The following is a 24,025-nucleotide window of genomic DNA, read 5'->3' as shown; positions in this document are numbered from 1 at the left end:
CTCATGTCCCGCCCAGCCTGCTCCCACCCCAGCTCCAAAAGTCCTTGTTCCGCCGCCCGGTAACCGCCATGATTGCCGCCCCGCCGGGGAAACATTCCGTCCCCCCTGCCGCTGCTCATCGTTTTGCAGGAGACGCACGGGCCGCCGACGGGGCGGGACGTCGCTCCGAGGCATGGCAATGACGTCCCCCCCCTCCCCGGACGACCTCACCATCCTGTACGTGGAGGATGAAGCCACCGCGCGGGAGCAGATCAAACGCATGCTCGGGCTGCGCGGCTACCGGCTGATCGTGGCCGAAAACGGCCGGGAGGGCCTGGAACTCTACCGGACGCATACCCCCGACATCGTACTGACCGATATCATGATGCCGTTCATGAGCGGGCTGGACATGGCCCGGGAGATCCGCGGCATGACCCGCGATGCCCAGATTATCGTCATGACGGCCTTCAACGATATCGACTATCTGCTCCAGGCCATCGATATCGGCATCAACCAGTTCGTCCTCAAACCGGTCGCTTTCCAGAAGCTTTACGAGGCCATCGAACGGAGCATCGACGTTGTGACGATGCAGCGACAACTCCGCCGGCAAAACGACCACATCCGCCTGCTTTCCAGTGCCCTCGAGCAAAGCCCCAGCATGGCGATCATCACCGATACCACCGGCGCCATCGAATACGTGAACCGCAAATTCTGCGAGATAACCGGCTTTGACTCCGACGAAGCGGTCGGCCGGACACCGCGCATCCTCAAGTCGGGCGAGACCTCCCCCGAAGTCTACCAGGATTTGTGGTCCACGATTCTCCAGGGCAGCGAATGGCACGGCAGCATGCGGAACCGGAAGAAAAACGGCGACCTCTTCTGGGAAAACGTGAGCATATCCCCCCTCAAAGCCCCTGACGGCTCATTGCTCAAGTTCATCAAGAACGGGGAGGATGTCACCCGGCAGAGAAAGCTCGAAGCGGAGAGCCTGCGATCCAGGAAGATGGAAGCCATCGGTATCCTGGCCGGCGGCATGGCCCACGATTTCAACAATCTGCTGCAGGTGATCCTCGGCTACATCTCCCTGGCCAAGCTGCATGTCAACTCCCCCCAGACCATCGTCGAGATGCTCGAGATTGCGGAGCAGACCTCTCTGCGCGCCAAGGAGTTGAGCCTGCGCCTGCTGGCATTTTCCAAAGGTGGGGACTCCTTTGTGCATCCCGCGCCCCTTGCTCCCCTGATCACATCGGCCATCGCTGCCGTACTCAGGGGCAAACCGGCCATAGCGAGCGAAGTCACTATCGCACCCGGTCTGCACCGGGTAAGGATGGACGACTCCCAGATGGAGCAGACCTTTGCCAACCTGGCGGTCAATGCCGTCGAGGCCATGGCCCAGGGCGGGACCCTGCGGATAACAGGGGAGAACGTGACCATCGGCGAACAGGACCCCCTGTCCCTCCCGGCGGGGGAGTACGTTCACCTGGCGTTCCACGATACCGGCACCGGCATCCCCCCCGAGAACCTGCCCAGGATCTTCGACCCCTACTTCACCACCAAGGAGATGGGCAGCCAGAAGGGCATGGGGCTCAGCCTGGCGCTCTGCCACTCCATCGTCCGCAAACACAAGGGCGCCATCACCGCCGAATCCACACCCGGCAAAGGGGCGACCTTCCACATCTACCTGCCGGCCCTGGCGGAGGAACTGCAAGCTCCGCACGAAACGGCGCCCCCGTAAGCTGCCCCGTTCCCCGACCCGCCGAAAGACATCATTTCCCTTCTGCCGCCGATTCTGGTATCCTGAAACTAGTGCACAACCATCTTGCGGAGTCGGAATGTACCACGGCGGCATCTATGCAGAGGAAATAGCGGGCAAGGCCTACGATACCCGCCTTTTGACCCGCTTTGCCCGCTATGTCGCCCCCTACCGCACGGCGATCGCCGCGGTGCTGGTCACCATACCGCTCGTCGCCGCCTGCCGCCTGGCCCAGCCCTGGATCATCAAGCTGGCCATCGACGGCCACATCACCACCGGCAGATTGGCCGGGCTGGAAGGGATCGCCCTGGCCTTCCTGGCGGTCCTGCTGTCCGAATCGCTCCTCGCCTTCCTGCAGATCTATCTGCTCCAGTCCGTCGGACAGCGGGTCATGGCCGACATGCGCAACGAACTCTACCGCCATGTCATGCGCCTGCCGGTTTCCTGGTTCGACCGGGTCCCCACGGGCAGCGCCGTTACCCGCCTGACCAGCGACGTGGAGGTCCTGGGCGAGATGTTCGCCTCGGGGATCATCACCATCGTGGGCGACGTCATGCTCCTGGCGGGCATCATCTCGGTCATGCTCTGGATGAACCTGAAACTGTCGTTGGTGACCTTCAGCGTCCTCCCGCTGCTTTTGTACGTCGCCTGGGCCTTTCGCCGCAGGATGCGCCAATCGTTCCGCGAGGTGCGGGCGCGCCTGGGGCGCCTCAACGCCTTTCTGGCCGAGTCCATCGGCGGCATCAGCATCATCCAGGCGTTCAACCGCGAGCGGGACGAAGAGCGGCGCTTCAGCGACCTGAACGCATCCTACCGGGACGCCAACATGCCGGTCATCTTCTGGGATGCGTCGCTGTACGCCATCGTGGAGGCCCTGTCGTCCGTCGCCGTTGCCCTGATCATCTGGTACGGCGGCGGCGAGATCGTCCGGGGCGCCCTGACCTTCGGGGTTTTGGTAGCCTTCATCCAGTATATCGAAAAATTCTTCACCCCCATCCGCGACCTGTCGGCCAAGTATTCGGTCATGCAGGGCGCCATGGCGGCCCTGGAACGGATCTTTGCCCTGCTGGACACGCCGGCGGACAAACCGGCCCACCAGGCCCCCGTACCGGCCTTTGCCGAAATGGGGCGTCCCTCCGGAGAGACTTTCGGGCGGACGCCCCCCCTGATCGAATTCCGTGACGTCTCCTTTGCCTACCGCGAGGGGGATAACGCCCTGGAGGAGTTCAGCCTGGTCGTCCGGCGCGGCGAGCGGATCGCGCTGGTGGGGGAAAGCGGCGGCGGCAAGACCACCATCACCAGGCTCTTGACCCGGCTCTACGAGATCGACCGGGGCAGCCTCCTCATCGACGGTAGAGATGTGCGCACCATGCGGGGAAGCGACCTGCGCCGGCGCATCGGCATCGTCCTCCAGGACCCCTGCCTGTTTGCCGGCAGTATCGAGTTCAACATCTGCCTGGGGGACGAGGAGGCGCGGTCACGGGTCCGGACGGCGGCAGCCGCGGTCGGGGCCGACCGTTTCATCGAGCGCCTGCCCCAAGGGTACGGGGAAGAGGTCCGGGAGCGGGGCAACAACCTGTCCGTAGGGGAAAAACAGCTCATCTCCTTTGCCCGGGCCGTGGCCTTCGACCCCGAGGTGCTGGTGCTGGACGAGGCGACCGCCAGCGTGGACTCCGCCTCGGAGCAGATGATTCAGGAAGGGATCAGGGGGTTGATGCAGGGGCGCACCTCCCTGGTCATCGCCCACCGGCTCTCCACCATCCAGGACGCCGACCGGATCGTGGTGGTGCACCGGGGCCGCAAGGCGGAGGAAGGGACGCACCAGGAGCTCATGGAGGCCAAGGGGCTCTACTACCGGCTGCACCAGCTGCAGTTTGGCGGCCTGTGAACCAGGGGCATTGTCCTGAATCCGACGTGACGCCGGAATGCCGTAGTGGCCGGAAGAGCCGGGGCCAGCACGCCGCCCGTGTCGCACCAAACAGTCACCCCGCCGGTCCTCCGCCGGACGGCCGGTTATCTCCTCGAACGTAGAGGCAGAGGCCTTCCGGACAGGAGGTATGGAGGCGTCACGTCGGATTCAGGATTGTTGCATAACAACGCGGAAACTGCTACGGTTACACCATCATAAGGACCCATTTTCGGAGGAACCCATGTGCACCACTTGCGGCTGCGGCCCGACCGATACGCACGACCATGACCACCAGCACGGCGACCATCACCACAGTCACAGCCATAGCCACGATCACGACCATGATCACGAGCACCATGACCATGAGCATGAAGCCCACGATCGTCACGACCACGACCACGGCGACCGGAAACGGACCGTGATCAGCATCGAAGAGGACATCCTGGCCAAGAACAACCGCCTGGCCTCCTTCAACCGCGCCCTGTTCAAGGACAAGGGCATCTTCGTCCTCAACCTGGTAAGCTCTCCCGGGTCGGGCAAGACCACCCTTTTGGAGCGTACCCTGCGGGACTTGGGGGACCGGTTCCGTTTTGCGGTGATCGAGGGGGATCAGCAGACCGACAATGACGCCCAGCGCATCGCCGCCACCGGCGTAGCGGTCCGCCAGATCAACACCGGCGCCGGCTGCCACCTGGATGCCCACATGGTCATGCACGGCACCGATGGGTTTGATCTGGACAACCTGGATGTGCTCCTCATAGAAAACGTGGGCAACCTGGTCTGCCCGGCCTCCTTCGACCTGGGCGAGCACCACAAGGTGGCGGTCCTCTCGGTGACCGAGGGCGAGGACAAGCCGCTCAAGTACCCCCAGATGTTTCACAACTCCACGGTCATGCTGCTCAACAAGACCGACCTGCTCCCCCACCTGGACTTCGATGTGGAAAAATGCAAGGAATACGCCCGCAGGGTAAGCCCCGGCATCATCATCTTCGAGGTGTCGGCGCGCACCGGCGAGGGGATGGACGGATGGTACCAATGGCTGGCAACGGGGGCGGCAAAGCCATAGTCCGCAAGCGTTTCCTCATCAACGGCATCGTCCAGGGCGTCGGGTTCCGGCCCTTCGTGTTCCGCTTGGCCGGCGAACTCGGCCTGAGCGGCTGGGTGCGCAACATCCCCGCCGGGGTCGAGATCGAGGTCCAGGGGCCGGTTGAAACCTTGGACACCTTCCAACGCGCCTTGGTCCACGACCTCCCGCCCCTGGCCGCTGTCACGTCCAGTTTCGTGGAGGATATCCCCCCGGTCCCGGAGCGCGGCTTCACCATCCTCCCCAGCGGGGATGGAGCGAAGAATATCCAGGTGGCGCCCGACTCAGCCATCTGCGACGACTGCCTGCGGGAGCTGTTCGATCCGGCCGACCGGCGCTATCGTTACCCGTTCATCACCTGTACCAACTGCGGCCCCCGCTACAGCATCATCACCGCGATCCCCTACGACCGGCCCCGGACCACCATGGCCGCATTTCCGCTCTGCCCCGACTGCCGCCGGGAGTATGACGACCCGGCGGACCGGCGTTTCCATGCCCAACCCATCGCCTGCCCGGCCTGCGGTCCGCAGCTGCGCCTGCTTGATGCCGATGCCGTCCCGGTTGCGGAGCGGGACGACGCCCTCGCCCAGGCTATCGAACTCCTGCGCGCGGGCAAGATCCTGGCGGTCAAGGGCATCGGCGGATATCACCTGGCGGTGGATGCCGGCAACCCGGCGGCGGTCGAACGGCTGCGCGCACGGAAGAAGCGGGATGAAAAGCCCTTTGCCGTCATGGCCGCCGACCTGGCGGCCGCCCGCAGGCTGGTGGTGCTGGATGGCCAGGAGGAACGGCTGCTGACCGGCCCGGAGAGCCCGATCGTCATCGCCCGCAAGACCCCGGATTGCCCGGTCGCGCCCCTGGTGGCCCCAGCCAACGGCTGGCTCGGCCTGATGCTCCCCTACGCGCCGGTCCACCATCTCCTGCTGCGCGATCACTTCGCGGCCCTGGTGATGACCAGCGGCAACGTGTCCGACGAACCGGTCGCCTTTGAAGACAGCGATGCCCTCCGGCGCCTGAACGGCATCGCCGATTTCTTTCTCGTTCACAACCGGCCGATCCATGTGCGCAGCGACGATTCGGTCCTGCGTCTCTTCCAGGGCAAACCGCTCTTTTACCGCCGGGCCAGGGGGTATGCGCCGCGGGCCGTGCGACTTCCCTTCGCGACGCCGCCGCTTTTGGCCGTGGGGGCAGAACTGAAAGGGGCCGTTTGCCTGGCCCAGGGGGATCAGGCATTCCTGAGCCAGCACATCGGCGACCTGCAGAACAGCTCGACCGCCGACTCGTTCCGCCACACCATCGAACACCTTGCGGGCATTCTCGAAATAGCGCCGCAACTGGTCGCCTGCGATCTGCACCCCGATTACATCTCCTCGCTCCACGCGACGGAATCGGGGCTGCCGCTCGTAACGGTCCAGCACCACCACGCCCACATGGCGGCCTGCATGGCGGAAAACGGCCTGGAGGGCGAGGTGGTCGGCATCGTCTTCGACGGTACCGGCTTCGGCACGGACGGCACCATCTGGGGCGGCGAGTTTCTGGTCGGCGGCTACGAAGGGTTCCGGCGGGCCGGCACCTTTCTGCCCGTGCCCCTGGCCGGGGGAGACACGGCGGTACGGGAGCCCTGGCGCATGGCCCTGGCGTGGCTGTACCGGTCCCTGGGCGAAGGAGCCTTCAACCTGGACCACCCGGTTGCACGGCATCTGGACGATACCCGGAAAGGCATCTTTGCCGCCATGCTGGAACGGGGCATCAACGCGCCGCTCACCTCCAGTTGCGGCCGGCTGTTCGATGCCGCGGCGGCCCTGCTGAACGTGCGCCAGACCGTATCCTACGATGGCCAGGCGGCCATTGAACTGGAGGCCCTGGCTGAGACCGCGGAGGTCACGGGGACCTACTCCTTCGGGATTACCGACAACGAGCGGCTGGTCATCGATTTCACCCCGCTTTTCCAGGACCTCCTGGCCGATGCGGCCGTCGGCACGGGGGCGGCGGCCATGGCCTACCGTTTTCACGCCACCGTGGCCCGCGCCGCCGTGGAGGCGGCGTGCCGCATAGCGGGGCAAACCGGGCTCGACCGGGTGGTGCTCTCCGGCGGTGTTTTTCAGAATCGCCTTTTGAGCGAAATGGTATATACTGGTCTGCTCGATCGGGGACTGCAGATATTCACCCACCGGCTGGTCCCCCCCAACGACGGCGGCATCGCCCTCGGGCAGGCGGTGGTAGCCGGATGGCGGGGAAGGACCTGAATCCGTGATGCCTTCACGGCGGAGCGAGTGACATGCCGGGGTCAATCGCCGCCGGGAAATACCATACCGAAGGTGCCGCCGGTACTCCGCCATGGTGGAGAAACGTCCTGCAAAGCCGGGACTGAGGCATGCTAAGCGAGAGGAGCCGTGAAGACGTCACGGATTCAGGAAGGAGATAAACAGATATGTGTCTTGGTGTACCCATGAAGATTCTCAGCAGGGACGGCGACACCATTGTGGCCGAGGTGGACGGCGTGCAGAAGGAGGCCAGCGTCATGCTGCTGGGCGAGGAGGTCGGGATAGGCGACTATGTCATCGTTCATGCCGGGTTCGCCATCTCGCGCCTGGATGAGGAATATGCCCAGGAGACCCTGCGCATGATGAAAGAGGTCTTTGCCCCGGAGGATATGCGATGAACGGGCGGGCATGCGGCTCTGCCGCGGAGGAGAAAGCATGAAATTCCAGGACGAATTCCGCGACCGCGAACTGGTGAAAAACATGGCCGCCAACATCCGGCGCATGGCGGAGCGGCTGACAAAACCGGTCAACTTCATGGAGGTCTGCGGCACCCATACCATGGCCATCTACCAGTTCGGCATCCGCTCCCTGCTCCCGGAGAACGTGCGGCTCATCTCCGGCCCCGGCTGCCCGGTCTGCGTGACCCCGGTGGGCTACGTGGACAGGGCCGTGGCCTGCACGGCCGATGCCCGCAATATCGTGGCCACCTTCGGCGACATGCTGCGCGTTCCCGGCAGCCGCTCCTCCCTCATGGAGGAACGGGCCAAGGGCGCCGACGTGCGCATCGTCTACTCCCCCCTGGATGCGGTCGCCCTGGCAAATGCCAACCCCGAACGCCGGGTGATCTTCCTGGGGATCGGCTTCGAGACCACCGCCCCGACCATCGCCGCCAGCATCCTGGAGGCGACCAAACTCGGGCTTTCGAACTACTACGTCCTGGCCTCCCACAAGACCATGCCGGTGCCGATGGAGATCCTCACCGCCGACCCGGACCTGGCCCTTTCCGGCTACCTCTGTCCGGCCCACGTCAGCACGGTCATCGGCGCCAACGCCTACAAGCCGCTCGCGGAGAAATACCGCATTCCCTGCGTGGTGACCGGCTTCGAACCGGCCGACGTCATGCAGGGCATCGAGATGCTGCTGGCCCAGGTCCTGGCAGGGGAAAGCCGGGTGGAAATACAGTACAGCCGCGCCGTGAGCTGGGAAGGCAACCCCAAGGCCCAGACCATCATGGAGCGGGTCTTTGTGCCGTGCGACGCCTCGTGGCGCGGCCTGGGGCTGCTCCCCGGCAGCGGCCTGGCCATCAAGCCCGAACTTGCACGCTTTGATGCGGAGAGGGCGTTGGCGATCGATCCGGGGGAAGAACAGGAAAATCCCGCCTGCCGCTGCGGCGAGGTGCTCAAAGGAAAGCTGTCCCCCTTCGACTGTCCGCTCTTTGCCACGGCCTGCACGCCGGAATCTCCGGTGGGCGCCTGCATGGTTTCCAGCGAGGGGACCTGCGCGGCGGCATACAAATACGGAAGATAACTACGGATAAAAGGTGCAATTATGACCTCGATGCAGGACCTTAAAGACCACTACGGCTTCACCGACGACGACGAGGAATTGCTCAAAGCCTTTCAGCCCCTGGCGGCCCAACACAAGGAGCGTTTCTCCGGCGAATTCCACAACTATCTTTACGGGTTGCCCGAAACCACCGCCATCCTCAATACCAGCAACCGCCAGCGTCTTCTTGAGATGCACAGCAACTGGTTCATGTCGCTCTTCGGCGGCGCCTACGATAACAACTACCTGAACCACCTGACCCGCATCGGCCACGCCCATGTCAAGGTCGGCCTGAACGTCCATTTCGTCAATGTCGCCATGAACCGGGTCCGCCATTTCCTGCTCAACCTGATCGACGAGAACTACCCGGACCGTGACGAGCGGCGCGCCCTGCGCGAGGCGACCGAAAAGATCCTCGACATGAATCTGGACGTCATGAGCGCCTCCTACCGCGAAGAGGAGTTGAAGAAGGTCTTTGTCTCGCGCAAACTGGAATCCCACCTCATCCGGCTGGCCGAACGCTTCACCTACGGCCTCAACCTGGTGCTGGTGCTGGCCCTGGCAGGGGTTTCCATCTCGGTCGCCCTGCTGTTCGGCTGGGATCTCATCAATATCTTTCGCGGGGATGTGGAGAAAGGCATACTCAGCGCCCTGGGCGAGTTGCTGATCCTCTGGATGATGATCGAGCTGATGGACAACGAGATCAAGAACCTGAAGGGCGGCAAATTCAACATCCTGGTCTTCATCGGCGTCATCATCGTGGCCATGATCCGCGAGATCCTGATCTCCACCCTGCGCCACGACGATCTGGCCACCCAGGCCTTCCTGGCCGGCACCCTGCTGATCCTGGGAATCCTCTACTACCTGGTCTCCCGGGCTCAGAAAGACCTGGACAAGGCATAACCCATGCCCCCGTTTGCGCACGTTCTGGCCGGATTCACCCTCGGTTTCACCTTTCGGAAGGAACTCGGCCGGATTCTGCGGGAAACGCCATCCGACTCGACAATCACAAACCAGGACCCGGAGCAGCTCGCCGCCGGGGGCATCGCGGCCCTGGCCCTGGATTTCGACGGGGTCCTGGCCCCCCACGGTTTTCCCGAGCCGCTTCCCGAGGCCCGCGAATGGCTGGCCCGGTGCTGCGCGGTTTTCGGCGCGGACAGGATCTTCGTCCTCTCCAACAAGCCGACCGAGGCCCGCAGAATCTGGTTCAGGGACCATTTCCCCGGAATCCGCTTCATCTCCGGCGTCCGCAAGAAGCCCTATCCCGACGGTCTCCAGAGGGTGGGCGAATTGGCCCGCGTGCCCCTGTCCGCCGTCCTCATGGTGGACGACCGCTTGCTGACCGGCTGCCTGGCGGCCCTCAACGCAGGCGCCCGCACCCTCTACATCCGCCGTCCCTACCGTTCCTTCCGGCACCGCCCTCTGGCCGAGCTCTTCTTCCTGCTGCTCCGGGCCGGGGAGCGGGTCCTATTCAAATAAGCGGCCTGTTTGTGAAACGGTTCGTCACACCTTCCCCAGCGCCGCCTCGATCCGCTCGCAGAGGGTCTTCAGTATCCTGATGCGGGCATAGTACTTGTCGTTGGCCTCCACCAGGGTCCAGGGCGCAATGTCGGTGCTGGTGCGGTCGATCATGTCGCAAACCGCCACCTCGTACTCGCCCCACTTCTCCCGGTTGCGCCAATCCTCGTCGGTGATCTTGAAACGCTTGAAGCCGATCTTCTCCCGTTCCTTGAAGCGCCTGAGCTGCTCCTCCCGGCTGATGGAGAGCCAGAACTTGACCACCACCGTATGATTGCGGACGAGTTGTTCCTCGAAGTCGTTGATCTCACCGTAGGCCCGCATCCAGTCCCCCCTGCCGCACAGCCCCTCCACCCGCTCCACCAGCACCCTGCCGTACCAGGAACGGTCGAAGATGGCAAAACGCCCCTTGCGGGGGATGTTGCGCCAGAAGCGCCACATATAGGGCTGGGCTAACTCCTCGTCGGTGGGGGCCGCCACCGGGACGATGCGATAGAGACGGGCGTCCAGGGCCTGGGTGACGCGACGGATGCTCCCTCCCTTGCCGGCGGCGTCGTTCCCTTCGAAGACCGTCACCACGGAGAGCTTGCGGAAACCGGCATGGCGGGTCAGCAGATTGAGCCTGCCCTGGTACTTCTCCAACTCATCCTCGTAGTCGGATTTCTTCAATTGTTTCGACAGGTCCAGGGTCCTTAAGATCAGCAGATTGTCGATGGTGGGCATGATGGGGGGGATCGGCTCGTCGTGTTGCGGCGGTTCCACTGCGTCCAGACGTTGGCGCAGGGCGGCGAGCAGGGCTTTGCCGATGGTCAGGTAGCGGTAGTTGGGATTACTCCCCTCCACGATGGTCCAGGGGGATTCAGCGGTGCTGGTGGTGCGCAGCATCCGTTCCGAGACCTGGCGGAATTTGTCGTAGAGTTTGTAATGCTGCCAGTCGGTATCGGTGACCCGCCAGCGGGTTTTGGGGTCTTTCTCCAGGCTCTTCAGGCGCTTTTTCTGCTCATCACGCGACAGGTGCAGCCAGAACTTGAGGACCAGCGCCCCTTCGTCGCAGAGCATCCGCTCGAAGTGGACGATCCGCTCCAGCCGCTGGTCCAGTTCGGCATTCTTGATGGTGCCGTAGACGTTTTCCAGCAGGGGCGCTGAATACCAGGTGCCGATGAAGATGCCGATCTTCCCCTTGGGGGGGAGCACCCGCCAGTAGCGATACATCTGGGGCCGTTCCTGTTCTTCGTCGGTCAGATCGCGCAGGGCGTGGGTCTCGATGTGGCGCGGGTCCATCCATTCGTTGAGGCGATTGACCGTTTCCCCCTTGCCGGCGCAGTCCACGCCGGCCACCAAAATGATGACCGGGAATTTCTTCGACTGGAGCAGGTCGAGCTGGGCGTCCAACAGGGCTCCGCGCAGTTCGGGAAGCTCCTTCTTCCAGACGGTTTTGCTGATCGTGTGCCCCAATTCGGCGGACTCGAACATGGTTCTCCTCCTTTAGCATGTTGTTGAAAAACAGCCATCTCGCCGCCGTCCTCGAAAGTCTCCTTGTGCGGCGTAGCGCTGCTACGCCTCCGCGTGACTTTCTGCGGGTGCGACGATCTGGCTATTTTTGAACAACCTGAGTTTTTCAACAGCCTGTTAGTATCTCAACACCTTGTCCAGAAAGCCCCGCATCTCCGGGGTGGCCGGCTGTTCAAACAGCTCTGCGGCGTCCCCCCACTCCAGTACCCGCCCTTCGTGGAGAAAGACCACCTGATCGGCCACCTGGCGGGCAAAACCGATCTCGTGGGTCACCAGCACGAGCGGCCGCCCCTCCTGGCGCAGTTCGGCGATCAGGTCCAGCACCTCCACGGTCATCTCCGGGTCAAGGGCCGAGGTCGGCTCGTCGAACAGCAGCAGGCGCGGTTTTATGGCCACGGCGCGGGCTATGGCCACCCGCTGTTTCTGCCCCCCCGAAAGCTGGGCCGGGGTTTTGAGGGCGTGCCCGGCCAGATGGAACCGGGCCAGCAGTTGCAGGGCATAGGTTGCCGCCTCAGAGGCCTCGTAGCCATGCACCTTCTCCAGGGGGAGCGCGATGTTGTCCAGGGCGGTCAGGTGCGGAAACAGGTTGAACGACTGGAACACCGTCCCGATCCCCCTGCGGTGTCGCAGCAGGTATGCCTCGTTGAATTGTATCGGATCGCCGTCCAGGGCGATAGCGCCCGCATCCGGGGTTTCCAGGCCCGCCAGTATGCGCAGCAGGGTGGATTTCCCGCCGCCGGACGGCCCCAGGATGGCGACGGTGCGGATGTGGGGGATGGTCAGATTCACCCCGTTCAGGGCAACATGGTCGCCATAGGATTTGACGATAGCGTTGGCCTCAAGTCGCATAACGGAATCTCTTTTCCAGGCGCTTGGTCCAGAGGGAGATCGGCAGGGTCAGGATCAGGTAACCGACCGCCAGCGGCAGGTAGCTCTCTAGGGTGCTGAAGGTGAAGGCGTTCACCTCCTGGGCGTTGAGGGTGAACTCGTTGACCGAGATGATGGACAGGAGCGACGAGTCCTTGATGAGCGAGGCGAATTGCCCGGCCATGGGGGGCAGGACCTGGCGGGTCACCTGGGGGAAGATGACGTAGCGGTAGATCTGGGCGCGGGTGAAACCGATGGCCCGCGCCGACTCCAACTGGGTCTCGCCGACACTTTCGATCCCGGCCCGGATGATTTCGGAGATATAGGCCCCGGCGAACATGGCGAGGATGACGCCCCCCACCAGGTAGCGGTTGTTGATCCCGAAGGCGTCGGCCACCACGTAAAAAAAGATCAGAATCTGCACCAAAAGCGGGGTGCCGCGGATGATCTCCACATAGACCTGCGCCAGATAGCGCAGCGGCAGGAACGGAGCCCGCTGGGCCAGGGCCGTGGCCAGGCCGGCCACCAGGCTTAAAGCCATGGCGGCCGAGGAGACGGCCACCGTTGTCAGCCACCCTTTCAGGAATTTGTAGCGATAGGCGTAGACAGCATCCCAGCCCCAGGCGAATTTGACCTGACTGAAGGCAAACCAGAACAGCAGGGAGAGGAGCAGGAACACCGCCAGCCAACTGGCCGCGACGGCAGCGGCCGGAATCCTGTCCCCGCGGCTGCCGGGGGTCGTGAAGAAGTAGCGTCGCACCGTGGTCCGGTTAAAAGAAGAAAGGATAGTTCAGCTCCTTGAAGGTCGCTTTTTGCTCGCGCAACCAAGTGTCGCCCAGCCGTTCGAAGCCGCCCTGGGCACGGAACGTCCCCAGGAACCGGTTGATCTGCTCCTTGAGCTGCGTATCGCCTTTGCGCAGGGCAATGCCCCATTTTTCCTGCTGGAAGGGATGCAACAGGGCGCGGGTGGTCTCCCGGTTCTTCTTCCAGTTGGTATAGGTGGACATCTGGTCGTAGATAAAGGCGTCCGCCTTCCCCTGGACGACTTCGAGCACGGCGGCGGCCTCCTTGTCAAGGACCAGGACCTTGGCATTCTTGAGGTTCCCGGTTGCGTAGGTGTGACCGGTCGTCCCCTTTTTGACGGCTACGGTGACACCCGGTTTGTCCAGGTCATCGATTGATTTGATCGGCGACGTTTTACCCACCAGCAGGCAGAGACCGGTGGCAAGATAGGGGTCGGAAAAATCCACCGACTGCCGACGCTCGTCGGTGATGGTCATGGAGGAGATGATCAGGTCGATCTTCCCGGTCTTGAGCGCCGGGATCAGACCGTCAAAGGCGGTGTTCTGGATGACGACCTTCTTGCCGAGCGCCGTGCCCAACGCGTTGGCCAGATCGACGCTGATGCCCTTGGGCGCCCCCTTTTCATCGGTCATCTCAAAGGGAGGATAGGCCAACTCCATCCCCACGACCAGGGTGTTCTTGGCGGCCGGTTCCTGCTTGCTCACGCACGCGGCCAGGGCAAGGAGCGCCGCCGCCAGCATGAAGCACGCGACAGTGCGATGGATGGGTGTAATCGTCATATTCCGGCTCCCCCCTTTTGTCTGCGGATATCACTGGCGACATATCACAAACTATAGCACAGAAAAGCACCGCTTCAAAAAAACTCTGATGCACTAACTATAGCGCAAAAAATAGAGGGAGGGCGGTGCAGCCAGCATGTTCTCAACTTTTTTATTGGAACATGAGATTAAAATGTGGTAGAAACAGTTGTTACTAAAAATCAGGAGGTTGCAGGTGAAAAAAATAGTATTATCCCTTCTTGTTATCGCTGCACTTGCTTTTGCCGGGTGCAAAGAGAAACCCAAAACCGAAGCTCCTCAACAGCCCGCTGGTATGCCTGCACAAGGCCAAATGCCTCCTGGACACCCCGGCACTCCGGGCGCTGACCCCCACGCCGGCATGAAGGCGCAGGAGATCCCCGCCGGCGCAGGCCAAAAAGGGAAGGTAACCCAGACCATGAATTCCGGCGGCTACACCTACGTGGAAGCGGCCAACGACAAAGGTGAGAAGGTTTGGATGGCGCTGCCCGAGTTCAAGGTTAAAGTCGGCGACACCATCGAATTCCCCGTTGCTCCGCCGATGGTGAACTTCCAGAGCAAGACCTTGAACAAGACCTTCGACAAGATCATGTTCATTCCGGGTATCAGGATCGTGAAATAACGATTCCCACCGATCAGTAAAAAAGCGGGGCCTCACGGCCCCGCTTTTTTTGTGTCCAACGCCCGCAGCGCCGCTCCGTGGTTCGGCACCAGAGCCAGGACCCGGCGGTAACATTCGGCGGCCTTCCGTTTTTCGCCCCGTGCGGCATGTAACTCTCCCGCCAGCAGCCAGCCCCAGGGGTTATGCGGTTCGCGCTCGGTTATCTCCCTGAACTCCCGCTCGGCCGCATCGATGGCGCCCGACTGCCGGTACCACTCTCCCGCCAGAACGTTGGTGGTGGCGCAATACCCCAAAAGCGCCTTCTGTTGCCGAAAGCGGCGCTCGCTCGCTCCTCCCGCCCCGGCCGTAAACGCCCCCATGATACGGTGGGCCGCCCGCCCGGGCTTACCTGCAGCATAGAGGGCCGTATCCGGGGTCTCCTCGAAAATGTCGGGGCGAACCTGGCCGTTTGCGACCGCCTGTTCGAACAGCCGGGTGCCTGGATAGTAGACCAGCGGCGAGACATAACCATCGTCCGGCTTGATGCGCCGGACCAGCTCGACGGTCATGCGGATATCGTCTTCAGTCTCCCCGGGCACATCGGAGATCAGATATACGGAGAGACTGATGCCGACCTTTCGCACCAGGGCGGCCGTTTGTTCCACCTGCCACGGCTGGATCGACTTGTCGAGCTGGGCCAGGATGCGCGGCGAGCCCGACTCGATCCCGATCTGGACACACTCGCAGCCGGCCCGTTTCATCCACGTCAGCACCTCCTCGTCCAGGGTGGTGACGCGGGATTGGCAGTTCCAGAGCACGGCAGCCCGCCGCGTGATCATGAGACGACAGAATTCGATGGCCCTGGTGCGATCGGCGGTAAAGGTATCGTCCCGCAACGAGAAGTAGATCAGGCCAAACCGGTCGCGAATGTACAGGATTTCATCAACGATGTCTGCCGGGGAGCGGAACCGCACCCGACGCCCCCAGAATCCCGGCGAACTGCAGAAGCTGCACGCAGAGGGGCAGCCACGGGCGGTCAGGACGAATTCGGCTTGCAGTTCCAGATCGACGCCGATGGAGTGATCCAGATAGCGGGCGGGAAACGGAAGCGTGTCGAGCGTCCTCTGCGGCATGCGCTGTTCCGTGAGCACGACCCGGGCTCCGTCGCGGAATGCGATGCCGGGCACATCCCGCCAGCCCCCCCCTTGCGCGATCCTCTCGGTCAACTCCCGTAACGTTTCTTCTCCCTCTCCCACCACGACGATATCGACCGGCGAATCGTCGGCAAGCATCTCATGGTAGCGGAAGGTGGCGTGCCCTCCTCCCAGAATGATGACGCTGTCCGGATTCAGCTGGCGCGCCAGGCGCGCCACCTCAAGAGAGGCATGGCGGTTGTGGGTCCATTGGGAAATGCCGATGATGTCGGCTTGCAGGGAGGAGAGCTGTTCCTTGATTACGGGGAGGGACCACCCGGAAAGGTTGGCCAGAAGGGAATCGTAGCCGGCTTCACGCAGCACGGCATGCAGATAACAGAGTCCACTGGGCAGCAAACTGATATAAGGATCGCTGCGATCGGCTTCCCCGGATATGTACGCTAAAATAATTTTCATAGTCGAACAAAAAAATCCGGGCACAAAGAGCCCGGATTTTTTATTTGCCATAGATCGGCGGCGGCACTAATTCAGGTTAAGACTAATGCCCATGGTGTCGTTAGCCGGAGCGTCATTATCCTGCTCTTCCTCAACCCCTTGCAGTAGTTCGTTGAAATTGATCGCCCCGCCGCTGCTGGCGACGGAACCGACCCGCCGGGCGCCCAGGTAGCGCGAAAGATAGTAGGGGGTATCCATGGAGGAGATCACCACCCGGCGGTCGCGGGAGGAAGCATGGATCATCTTGCGATTGCCGAGGTAGATGCCGACATGGGACGGGAAGCGGGCATAGGTTTGAAAGAATACCAGATCACCCTTGCGCAGGTCGCCGCGCACAACCTCGTTGCCGACGTTAAACTGTTCGCGTGCGGTACGGGGCAGGTTGATCTTCTGCTCACGGAACACCTGCTGCACGAAACTGGAACAATCGAGCGAGCCGCGGCTGTTGCCGCCGAAACGGTAATGAGCCCCCAGGAAACCGTACGCGGTTTTTTTCAGGCCGCTGATCCCCTGATTGGTCTCTTCGATATTCTTGGCAAGGTCAACCGGCCGGTCGGCGTCAATGTCGCTCAATTCAGCCAAAGTTGACGAGATTTCCTGTTCGTTCAAAAGTTCTTTACTAACCAATTGCGACCTGTTGGACGCGACGGCAACGGGGGCCTTTTCCTCGACTGCCGGTGCGGGTTCATTCAGGGCCAGAACTTGCCCCGTCTTGATCCTGTTGCCTTTCAGGCCGTTCAGCCGGCGCAGTTCCGACATCCTGAGACCGGTCTTCTTGGCGATCCTGGGGAGGGTATCCCCCTTGACGACCTTGTACGACGACGCGGCCTTTGCCGCCTTTGCCGTTTTCTGCTCGGCACGGGCGGGAATAATGATGCGGCTTCCCTGTTCGATGCGGGTGCTGCTCAGGTTGTTGACAGATTTAAGTTCTTCGACGGATACATGATATTTGCGTGCTATGGAATGAAGCGATTCACTTCTGCGCGCGACGTGGGTTTTGGAGGCCAAAACCAGTTGCGGGAAGGAAAGCAGGATGAGACAGATCGCGGCAAGAGTTCGGATATGTGTCATTACCCCTCCTCGTTCTAGTTTTAGTGCGACGGTTTGGGCTTTATATAACAAACTGCCCCGTTTGTCAATCCTTTACTGCCCATCGCCGCCCCCGTCACTCTGCAACCCACATGCCAGTTCAACAATATTATTGATGAACCGCACGACGGGAAACAAGTTTTAAGACCAAGGGCTCATCCCGCAGGATGGTGACATTTTTGTACGGCGGCAGCAGATTTTTTTGATATTCCTTTCCCTTGACGAGCTTGCTGGCATCAACCTCTTCCGTCGCCACCGCCTCAAGCTTCGAGATCTGGCCGGACGGCCCTTCCACCTCGACCGTGTCGGGCGACGCCACCACCCGATATGCCCCCAGCCCCCGCGGCAGCCTGCCGCGCAAAGCGACCCTGACCGGCACGGTTTTACGCACTTTTTTCTCCGTTACGATGCGTATGGACGAGGGATTGACGCTGCCGACCACCATGCCGGAGGGGAGCTTGAAGTCCGAGTTCCTGATCCTGACGATTGCCGCCCCCTCCCGCACCTCCGACAAATCGATGTCGGCGGCAATATCGAGTTTTGCCGGCGTGGGCGTCAGACTGGAAAAGGACTTTACCTGGACCTCGACCTCTTCGGGAGAACTCCGCAGCAGCACCAGCCCCTGCGGTATGCCGTGCAGCCGGACGGGGGCCGTCACCGTGGCGATCGCCCCCTGGCGGGAGGTAATCAAGGCCCAGAATGCTATGACAATAAGCAGAACCGCCGTTTTAGGCAGCAAATTGGAAAAAAATCGCTGCCGAAAGCTCTCGCGAGGCTTTTCCTTTTCAGGCAAAAGCAACTTTTCAAGGAGCGCCACCAACTCGCCGGCGGAGGAAAGGCGGTGCAACTCCCCCCCCACGGCCAGCGATACCTCGCCCCGCTCTTCCGAAACCACCGCCACGACAGCGTCGGTGCGTTCCGAGAGCCCGAGGGCGGCGCGGTGGCGGGTACCGTAAAATTGGGGGAGTTCCGGGTTCTGGGACAGCGGCAGGTGGCACGACGCCAGGGCGATTTTTCCTTCCCTGATCAGGGCGGCGCCGTCATGCAGCGGCGCACCGTCGTAAAAGATGGCCTCCAGTATCTGGGGGGTAATCTCGCAGTTCAGGCTCACGCCGTTCAGCATCTGGTCCACCAGGGATTCGCTCCGCTGAAAGACGACAATCGCCCCGGTCCTCTTCTTCGCCAGACCGAACAGCGTATCGACGACTTCCTGAAACCGGCTCAGCTGCTGCGTTTCCTGGCGGCTGCCGAAAAAATGCCGCATAAGGCTGAAACGGTACAGCGCCTGCCGGATCTCGGCCTGAAACACCACGATGATCAGGACGATCAGCACCGTGCCCAGTTCCTGTAGAATCCAGCTGGTCATATAGAGGCCGAGAAAACGGGTGACGAAGTAGATGACGGTCACCACCCCCAACCCCAGCAGCACCTGCATGGCGCGGGTCCTGCGGAACCAGGAGTAGAGTTGATAGAGCAGCAAGGTCATGATCAGGATATCGGCGATATCCTGTATTCTCAAAAAAGAGGGCACGTCAATTCCCTTTTGCTTTTCTACGGGGTTTGTGGATGGACGGTTTTTCCTGCCTGATCGCTGTGGAGCGATTCTGCATGGCAAGCCGGGCCGCATCATGCCTGCGGATATCCTCCAGCACCTGGTCCCTGAGGGGCGGCGCCGGGTTCGGCTCGGGCAGTTTTTCCAGATAGGCTGCGTCGGTATAGACGTTGCGGGCGTTCCACATGCTGAAACCGAATACCTTGGCGTCCCGGGCGGCCTGAATCTGATCAATGATCATCTTCTTGTCGTAGACAGCCCCCAGCTTGAAGTCCTGCAGCCAGGGGCGCATCTTGGCCCGCTTCCCTTCAAGCCGCTTCATCCCCCGCAGGCAGGCGTCGTAAATGACGCGATAGGGGTGTTCGGCCGGGTTCTTCAGCCCCAGGTGGCCAGTGGGATAATGGGACGGGTAGATCATGGGGCAGACAAAATCCACATAGTCGGCCACGTCCTGAATGCGCTGGCCGATGTTCATATCGTCGTCCACCATGGTCGTGAGGCCGAAGATGTCGGCCGAGGTCATCACGTCCACCGGCTTCATCTGCTGGTCCACATACTGGAAAAAACGGCGGATGATCTCATGTTTCGGCACATCGCGCTTATAAACCGGATAGGTCATGGTCTTCAGCTTCCCGTCGGTGGGGAAACGGACATAATCAAACTGGATCTCGTCAAAGCCCTTGGCGGCCGCTTCCTTGGCAATGGCCAGATTATAGTCCCAGACCGTCTTCGAAGCCGGGTCAACCCAGGCCAGCCCCTTGCGGTCCTTCCAGACCTTCTGGCCGCCGCCGCCCACCGCCAGGTCCGGGCGCGCCTTGGCCAGGTTTGGGTCCTGAAAAACCGCGATACGGGCAATGGTATAGATCTTTTTGTCGCGGCACTGTTTGAGGACGGCATCCAGATCGCGGATACGCTTCTCGTAGGCGCCCGTCTGGGCCACCAGCGGCACCGCGGAGTCGTAGCCGACCTTGCCGGTGCTGTCCTTTATGTCGATCACCACCGCATTCAAGTGGGAGCGGGACACCATGTCGGTCAGGGTCTGGAAGCGATTGATCCCGGCGGTCCAGGATGTTATATAGAGCGCCCGCACCTCCATGTTCAGCAATTGCCGACGCTTGGATGGCGTCGGGGGAACCGGCTTGGAGGCCGCCGTGGAGGACGCGGCGGGTTTCTGCTCATTCTGACAGGAGACAAGACCACAACAGGTGACGATGATCAGGGCGACACGACCAGCAAGGGCGACAACATTCTTCACTCACGGCACTCCGTTGGTTTTTTCTGGTTTATGCCCCGGAAATATGCTACAAGGCAAATAGTAATTTATAGCAGTAAATTATCGGAAAAGGTAGTACAAACTTATGTTCAGACTGTCTGAAAAGGGTGAAAAAATCCAGGGGATGTTCGGGAGTATCGCCCCACGGTACGACTTCCTCAACCGCCTGCTCAGCTTCGGCATCGACCGATACTGGCGCAAAAAGGCTGTGCGGCTTATCAAGTACCGGGAGGGTTCCCGGATTTTGGACGTGGCGACCGGCACCGGCGACGTGGCGCTGGAGATAGCCAGATCGACCCCATCCTCGGTAAAGATTACCGGGGCCGACTTCTGCCAGGAGATGGTGGAATTCGGTCAAGCCAAAGTGGCGACCTCTCCCTATGCCGGACGGATCGATTTCAAGATGGCTCCGTGCGAGGATCTCCCTTTTCCCGACAACACCTTCGATTCGGTAACCATCGCCTTCGGGATCAGGAACGTGGTGGACAGGAGACTGGGGCTGGCGGAGATGTGGCGGGTGCTGCGGCCCGGCGGGCGGGTGGTCATCCTGGAGTTTTCCACGCCGCGCTCCCAATTTTTCAAGCAGATTTACTACTTCTACTTCCGCCGTCTTCTACCGGTCATCGGCGGTTTTTTCTCGAAATACAACGCCTACAAGTACCTGCCGGACTCGGTACTGGAATTCCCCTCCCATGAGGAATTTTCCCATATGGTTGCCGACGCAGGTTTCCGCAACATCCACATCCACCCCTTGACCTTCGGTATCGCCACCATCTACGCCGGCGAAAAGGAATAGACAAATAGCATTCGAGGATAATCCCTTCCCACAGGCTGTTAAAAAACTCAGGTTGTTCAAAAATAGCCAGATCGTCGCACCCACAGAATGCCCTGAGGAGGCGTAGCAGCGCTACGCCGCACGAAAGGGCGTTCGAGGATGGCGGCGAGATGGCTGTTTTTCAACAACCTCCTAAGCCTTGAACTTGCTCTCCGTCCCGTTCACCAGCCGCTTGATGTTTGCCCGATGCCGGACAATCACGATTGCGGCCACAATCCCCGTCACCAGCAGCATTGTGCGTTCCCCGTGGAGCACGTACACGGCGAGCGGCATGACCGCCGCCGCAGCTACGGAGCCGAGGGATACGTAGCGCCATTTCAAAACCAGGACCAGAAAGACCGCGAGGGCGATTGCCACGGCCAGGGGCGACAGCGCCAGGAAGACCCCGAGGGCGGTCGCGACCCCCTTGCCCCCCTTGAACCGCAGAAACACCGAAAACACGTGACCGCAGAAGGCCGCCAGACCGACCCAGGCCGCCAGATCCGTTGCCGGGGCATAGTAGTGTGCCGCCAGCACCGGCACAAGGCCCTTGAGGCAATCGCCGATCAGGGTCAGTACGCCGACCTTGCGGCCCGCGGTGCGGTACAGGTTGGTGGCGCCGATATTGCCGCTTCCCTCATGGCGCACGTCAATGCCGCAGGCCTTGCCCAGAAGGAGTCCCGTGGGGATCGACCCCAAAAGGTAGGCCGCCGCACAGGCGGCAGCCAGCATCATGTCGAATTGTGCTGTCATGGTCGAAATCCTGAAATCATTTGCCTGCGGCCTTCGGGATACGGGCCGCAAAGGAGCTGCCGGGAAACTCGCGCACCAGCCGGTCAAACGCCTCACGGCTCTTCTCGCGCTGTCCCGCTTCCTGATAGGCCGTCCCGAGGTAGTACAGCAGTTCGTCGTTATGCTGAAGCCCGGGGAACGTCTTGAGCGCCTCTTCAAAACGGGCGATGGCGGCCGGATATTTCTCGGTCCTCAGGTAGAAACGGCCGACGTAGATCTCGTACTGCAACTGCTTGTCCCTGCAGTCGCGGACCCTCTCCCGGGCCTCCTGGATATGCTCGCCGTCGGGATACAACTTCAGGTACGATTCCAAAATGGCCAGGGCGTTCTTGATCGGCGTCTGGTCCGTGTCGATACGGTTTATCTGATTGTAATAGCTCAGCCCCTGCCGGAAAAGGGCATAGTCGGCCCGTTCATGCCTGGGGTGAAGCTTGCGGAAATCCTCGTAGGCGGCAGCGGCCTCGATATAGTCTCTATTGAGAAAATAGGCATCGGCAATGCCGATCTCCGCCTTGGCCGTAAGCTCCGGCGACTTGTAACTTTCCTTGACCTTTTTCCAGCTTGCAACGGCATTCTCGTACCGGCCCTTGTGAAAGGACTGTTCGCCATCCTTGTAAAGTTCATCGGGCGATGTGTTCACCGGCGGCGACGCGCACCCCTGCAACAGGGAGGCGGCAAGGGTGCCGATCGCGATAGCACTCAGTAAGCTCTTCATGGTTTTCCTCGCATGGTGTCCTGCAATCAGATAATTCCCGCTCCGAGTTCATCGTGCAGCAGTCGCGCGATGATGTCATGGCTCAACCAGAGGGCGGCAGCCCCGGGATTCCAGGATGCGTGTACCATCAACCGGCCGGTGGAGAGAAAAACGATGCGGGAGAGCTCGGCGCAGATCAACTGTTTATGGTCGGCATGCATCCCCAGCAATTCGGCGGAACTGGCCAGCATCAACTCCATCTGTTCCCGGGTGCTGTGGTGCGGCCAGCTGGCGAAATCAAGCATCCCGGCCAGCAGCGGCGACGCCAGGTAGGCGTCGGCCCGTTCCAACAGATGTTCGACCGTTTCCCCCTTCTTGAGCATGGCCTGGCAGCGCTCGAAAAGCGGTGCGGCGGCGCGTTCGCCCGCCACATTCCGAATGGCGGACAGCAGCGGGTACAGCGAGATTTCCACTCCCAGGAAAAGGGCGCTGGAGTTAGTCTGGATCTCGGGGCAATTGAAGACCGTGGCGACGACACCGTTCCCGGTCGCCTCGGCGGCGATATCTTCGAGGCGCATCTTGGCCCACCCCTGAACATAGGGGGTATAGGACTGCCAGCGGTACTCGCCCCCCACCAGTACGGCGGTGCCGTGGTAGCCGTAGGCGGCGTAGCGCACCTGCCCGCCTGCTGCGCCGAGGCGTCCGCGCAGAGCGGCCGACTCCTCGATCAGATAGCGGAAGGTATCGCCCGTGACCTCGTTGAAACTGGCGTCGCACAGGCGGCCCAGGTCGCTGTTCCAGAAGCCTTCCGAGGCGAGGAACTTATCGCCGGTTCCCTTGAAGACCCGGTTGAGGAGCGGCATGAATACCCGCGCACGGGGTATGCCGCCGGCCATGGAATGGGCAAAGAGCACATTGGCGCCGGACGGAATACGTGACGCGAGCTGGTGCATCACCTGCGCCAGCGCGGCGCGCATCCGGGCCGTACCGGCGCTCCTGGCCTTCTCGATAAAATCGGGACTGAAACTGATGGAAGCCCACTCGTCCGGCTTGGCCTTCTTGAGTTGCTCGGCCACCGACGGTTGTCCGTCCACCTGTTCCATGTCAAAACCAGCCTCCAGCGGGACGTTGATGATGCTCCCGCCCAGGAGCGCCTCGGCGCCCGCCAGTTCCTCCGCGGTCAACGGCCGCAGGGTACCGTCGCTGTCGCGCCGCCCCACGGTAGTGCCGATCACGTCCATGCCGACGCGTCGGGCCTCCTCCACCAGGCCGTTGGCATACCCGCGGCCGAAAAGTTCCCCCACCAGGACCAGCACGTCCCCCGGCTTGTATCCCGCCGTAGCCGGCAATTTTTCCAGTGGCCTATAATCAGTCATATAATCCTCCGCCTGCGTTCCCGCCGTGCGGCGAGATTTTTCAAAACTTGGTACTCTTATCATGAACCGGCCGGCAAAGTGAACAGAAAAAGCTGCCGTGACAAGAGGGGGCTTTCGTGCTATCGTGGGTAAAAACAATCAGCAGGAGACCCA

21 protein-coding genes are annotated in these 24,025 nt (G+C 61.7%); 10 read left to right on the top strand and 11 right to left on the bottom strand.

Annotation, left to right across the window (positions count from 1 at the left end; all coding sequences use genetic code 11):
- Positions 1 to 178 precede the first annotated feature (178 nt).
- From F6V30_RS06850 to F6V30_RS06815, 8 genes are all read left to right on the top strand, one after another.
- Positions 179 to 1,714, top strand: coding sequence for a response regulator (locus tag F6V30_RS06850; RefSeq protein WP_191965595.1), 1,536 nt, complete (start codon positions 179 to 181; stop codon positions 1,712 to 1,714).
- A gap of 97 nt (positions 1,715 to 1,811) precedes the next feature.
- Entirely contained in the window at positions 1,812 to 3,620 is a 1,809-nt protein-coding gene (locus F6V30_RS06845; RefSeq protein WP_151156109.1) for an ABC transporter ATP-binding protein, read from the top strand.
- A gap of 262 nt (positions 3,621 to 3,882) precedes the next feature.
- Positions 3,883 to 4,707 carry a hydrogenase nickel incorporation protein HypB gene (gene hypB / locus F6V30_RS06840; protein ID WP_151156107.1) on the top strand — a complete coding sequence of 275 codons (825 nt, stop codon included), beginning with the start codon at positions 3,883 to 3,885 and terminating at the stop codon, positions 4,705 to 4,707.
- Positions 4,677 to 6,971: a carbamoyltransferase HypF gene (gene hypF / locus F6V30_RS06835; protein ID WP_151156105.1), complete on the top strand. Its 2,295-nt coding sequence runs from the start codon at positions 4,677 to 4,679 to the stop codon at positions 6,969 to 6,971. The genes hypB and hypF overlap by 31 nt, the downstream gene beginning before the upstream one ends.
- Positions 6,972 to 7,156: 185 nt before the next feature.
- Entirely contained in the window at positions 7,157 to 7,387 is a 231-nt protein-coding gene (locus F6V30_RS06830) for a HypC/HybG/HupF family hydrogenase formation chaperone (protein WP_151156103.1), read from the top strand.
- A 37-nt stretch (positions 7,388 to 7,424) separates the two neighbouring features.
- On the top strand, positions 7,425 to 8,516 hold the full coding sequence (gene hypD / locus F6V30_RS06825) for a hydrogenase formation protein HypD (RefSeq protein ID WP_151156102.1): 1,092 nt from the start codon (positions 7,425 to 7,427) through the stop codon (positions 8,514 to 8,516).
- A gap of 21 nt (positions 8,517 to 8,537) precedes the next feature.
- Entirely contained in the window at positions 8,538 to 9,437 is a 900-nt protein-coding gene (locus tag F6V30_RS06820; protein ID WP_149306698.1) for a protoglobin domain-containing protein, read from the top strand.
- Between the two features lie 3 nt (positions 9,438 to 9,440).
- Positions 9,441 to 10,013 (top strand): HAD family hydrolase, encoded by a 573-nt coding sequence (locus F6V30_RS06815; protein ID WP_151156100.1) that lies wholly within the window; start codon positions 9,441 to 9,443, stop codon positions 10,011 to 10,013.
- A 24-nt stretch (positions 10,014 to 10,037) separates the two neighbouring features.
- Here F6V30_RS06815 and pap read toward each other — a convergent pair whose 3' ends face one another.
- The 4 genes from pap to F6V30_RS06795 form a co-directional block, all read right to left on the bottom strand.
- Positions 10,038 to 11,525 carry a polyphosphate:AMP phosphotransferase gene (gene pap, locus F6V30_RS06810; protein ID WP_151156099.1) on the bottom strand — a complete coding sequence of 496 codons (1,488 nt, stop codon included), beginning with the start codon at positions 11,523 to 11,525 and terminating at the stop codon, positions 10,038 to 10,040.
- Positions 11,526 to 11,681: 156 nt separating this feature from the next.
- Positions 11,682 to 12,413, bottom strand: a complete 732-nt coding sequence (locus F6V30_RS06805; RefSeq protein WP_151156098.1) for an amino acid ABC transporter ATP-binding protein — start codon at positions 12,411 to 12,413, stop codon at positions 11,682 to 11,684.
- The gene (locus F6V30_RS06800; RefSeq protein WP_151156096.1) at positions 12,403 to 13,191 is read right to left on the bottom strand and encodes an amino acid ABC transporter permease; all 789 of its coding nucleotides are present in this window, start codon (positions 13,189 to 13,191) and stop codon (positions 12,403 to 12,405) included. Before F6V30_RS06800 ends, F6V30_RS06805 begins: the two co-directional genes overlap by 11 nt.
- A 10-nt stretch (positions 13,192 to 13,201) precedes the next feature.
- A complete protein-coding gene (locus F6V30_RS06795) occupies positions 13,202 to 14,014 on the bottom strand; it encodes a transporter substrate-binding domain-containing protein (protein ID WP_246163282.1) in 813 nt (270 codons plus the stop codon).
- A 214-nt stretch (positions 14,015 to 14,228) separates the two neighbouring features.
- Between F6V30_RS06795 and F6V30_RS06790 the strand changes: the two genes are divergently transcribed.
- Complete coding sequence (locus F6V30_RS06790; protein ID WP_151156094.1) at positions 14,229 to 14,654, top strand: hypothetical protein; 426 nt, start codon at positions 14,229 to 14,231, stop codon at positions 14,652 to 14,654.
- Between the two features lie 32 nt (positions 14,655 to 14,686).
- Here the strand turns inward: F6V30_RS06790 and F6V30_RS06785 are convergent, their stop codons facing one another.
- The 4 genes from F6V30_RS06785 to F6V30_RS06770 form a co-directional block, all read right to left on the bottom strand.
- Complete coding sequence (locus F6V30_RS06785) at positions 14,687 to 16,243, bottom strand: B12-binding domain-containing radical SAM protein (protein WP_191965594.1); 1,557 nt, start codon at positions 16,241 to 16,243, stop codon at positions 14,687 to 14,689.
- 66 nt (positions 16,244 to 16,309) lie between these two features.
- Complete coding sequence (locus F6V30_RS06780; protein ID WP_151156092.1) at positions 16,310 to 17,353, bottom strand: C40 family peptidase; 1,044 nt, start codon at positions 17,351 to 17,353, stop codon at positions 16,310 to 16,312.
- A 127-nt stretch (positions 17,354 to 17,480) separates the two neighbouring features.
- The gene (gene cdaA, locus F6V30_RS06775) at positions 17,481 to 18,902 is read right to left on the bottom strand and encodes a diadenylate cyclase CdaA (RefSeq protein ID WP_246163279.1); all 1,422 of its coding nucleotides are present in this window, start codon (positions 18,900 to 18,902) and stop codon (positions 17,481 to 17,483) included.
- 1 nt (position 18,903) lies between these two features.
- Complete coding sequence (locus F6V30_RS06770) at positions 18,904 to 20,178, bottom strand: putative glycoside hydrolase (protein WP_151156091.1); 1,275 nt, start codon at positions 20,176 to 20,178, stop codon at positions 18,904 to 18,906.
- Between the two features lie 103 nt (positions 20,179 to 20,281).
- Here F6V30_RS06770 and ubiE point away from each other — a divergent pair, with 103 nt between their 5' ends.
- Complete coding sequence (ubiE, locus tag F6V30_RS06765; protein WP_151156090.1) at positions 20,282 to 20,992, top strand: bifunctional demethylmenaquinone methyltransferase/2-methoxy-6-polyprenyl-1,4-benzoquinol methylase UbiE; 711 nt, start codon at positions 20,282 to 20,284, stop codon at positions 20,990 to 20,992.
- A 171-nt stretch (positions 20,993 to 21,163) separates the two neighbouring features.
- Here the strand turns inward: ubiE and plsY are convergent, their stop codons facing one another.
- Genes plsY through F6V30_RS06750 form a run of 3 tightly spaced genes read right to left on the bottom strand, consistent with a single transcriptional unit; the run spans position 21,164 to position 23,872 of the window.
- Complete coding sequence (gene plsY, locus F6V30_RS06760) at positions 21,164 to 21,745, bottom strand: glycerol-3-phosphate 1-O-acyltransferase PlsY (protein WP_246163335.1); 582 nt, start codon at positions 21,743 to 21,745, stop codon at positions 21,164 to 21,166.
- Positions 21,746 to 21,779: 34 nt separating this feature from the next.
- Positions 21,780 to 22,517, bottom strand: coding sequence for an outer membrane protein assembly factor BamD (locus tag F6V30_RS06755; RefSeq protein ID WP_151156088.1), 738 nt, complete (start codon positions 22,515 to 22,517; stop codon positions 21,780 to 21,782).
- A 26-nt stretch (positions 22,518 to 22,543) separates the two neighbouring features.
- A complete protein-coding gene (locus F6V30_RS06750) occupies positions 22,544 to 23,872 on the bottom strand; it encodes an enoyl ACP reductase FabMG family protein (RefSeq protein WP_151156087.1) in 1,329 nt (442 codons plus the stop codon).
- Between the last annotated feature and the right edge of the window lie 153 nt (positions 23,873 to 24,025).

Origin of the sequence: Oryzomonas sagensis (genome assembly GCF_008802355.1) — a bacterium.
Taxonomy (GTDB): domain Bacteria; phylum Desulfobacterota; class Desulfuromonadia; order Geobacterales; family Pseudopelobacteraceae; genus Oryzomonas; species Oryzomonas sagensis.
This window is presented reverse-complemented; position numbering and strand designations above follow the sequence as displayed.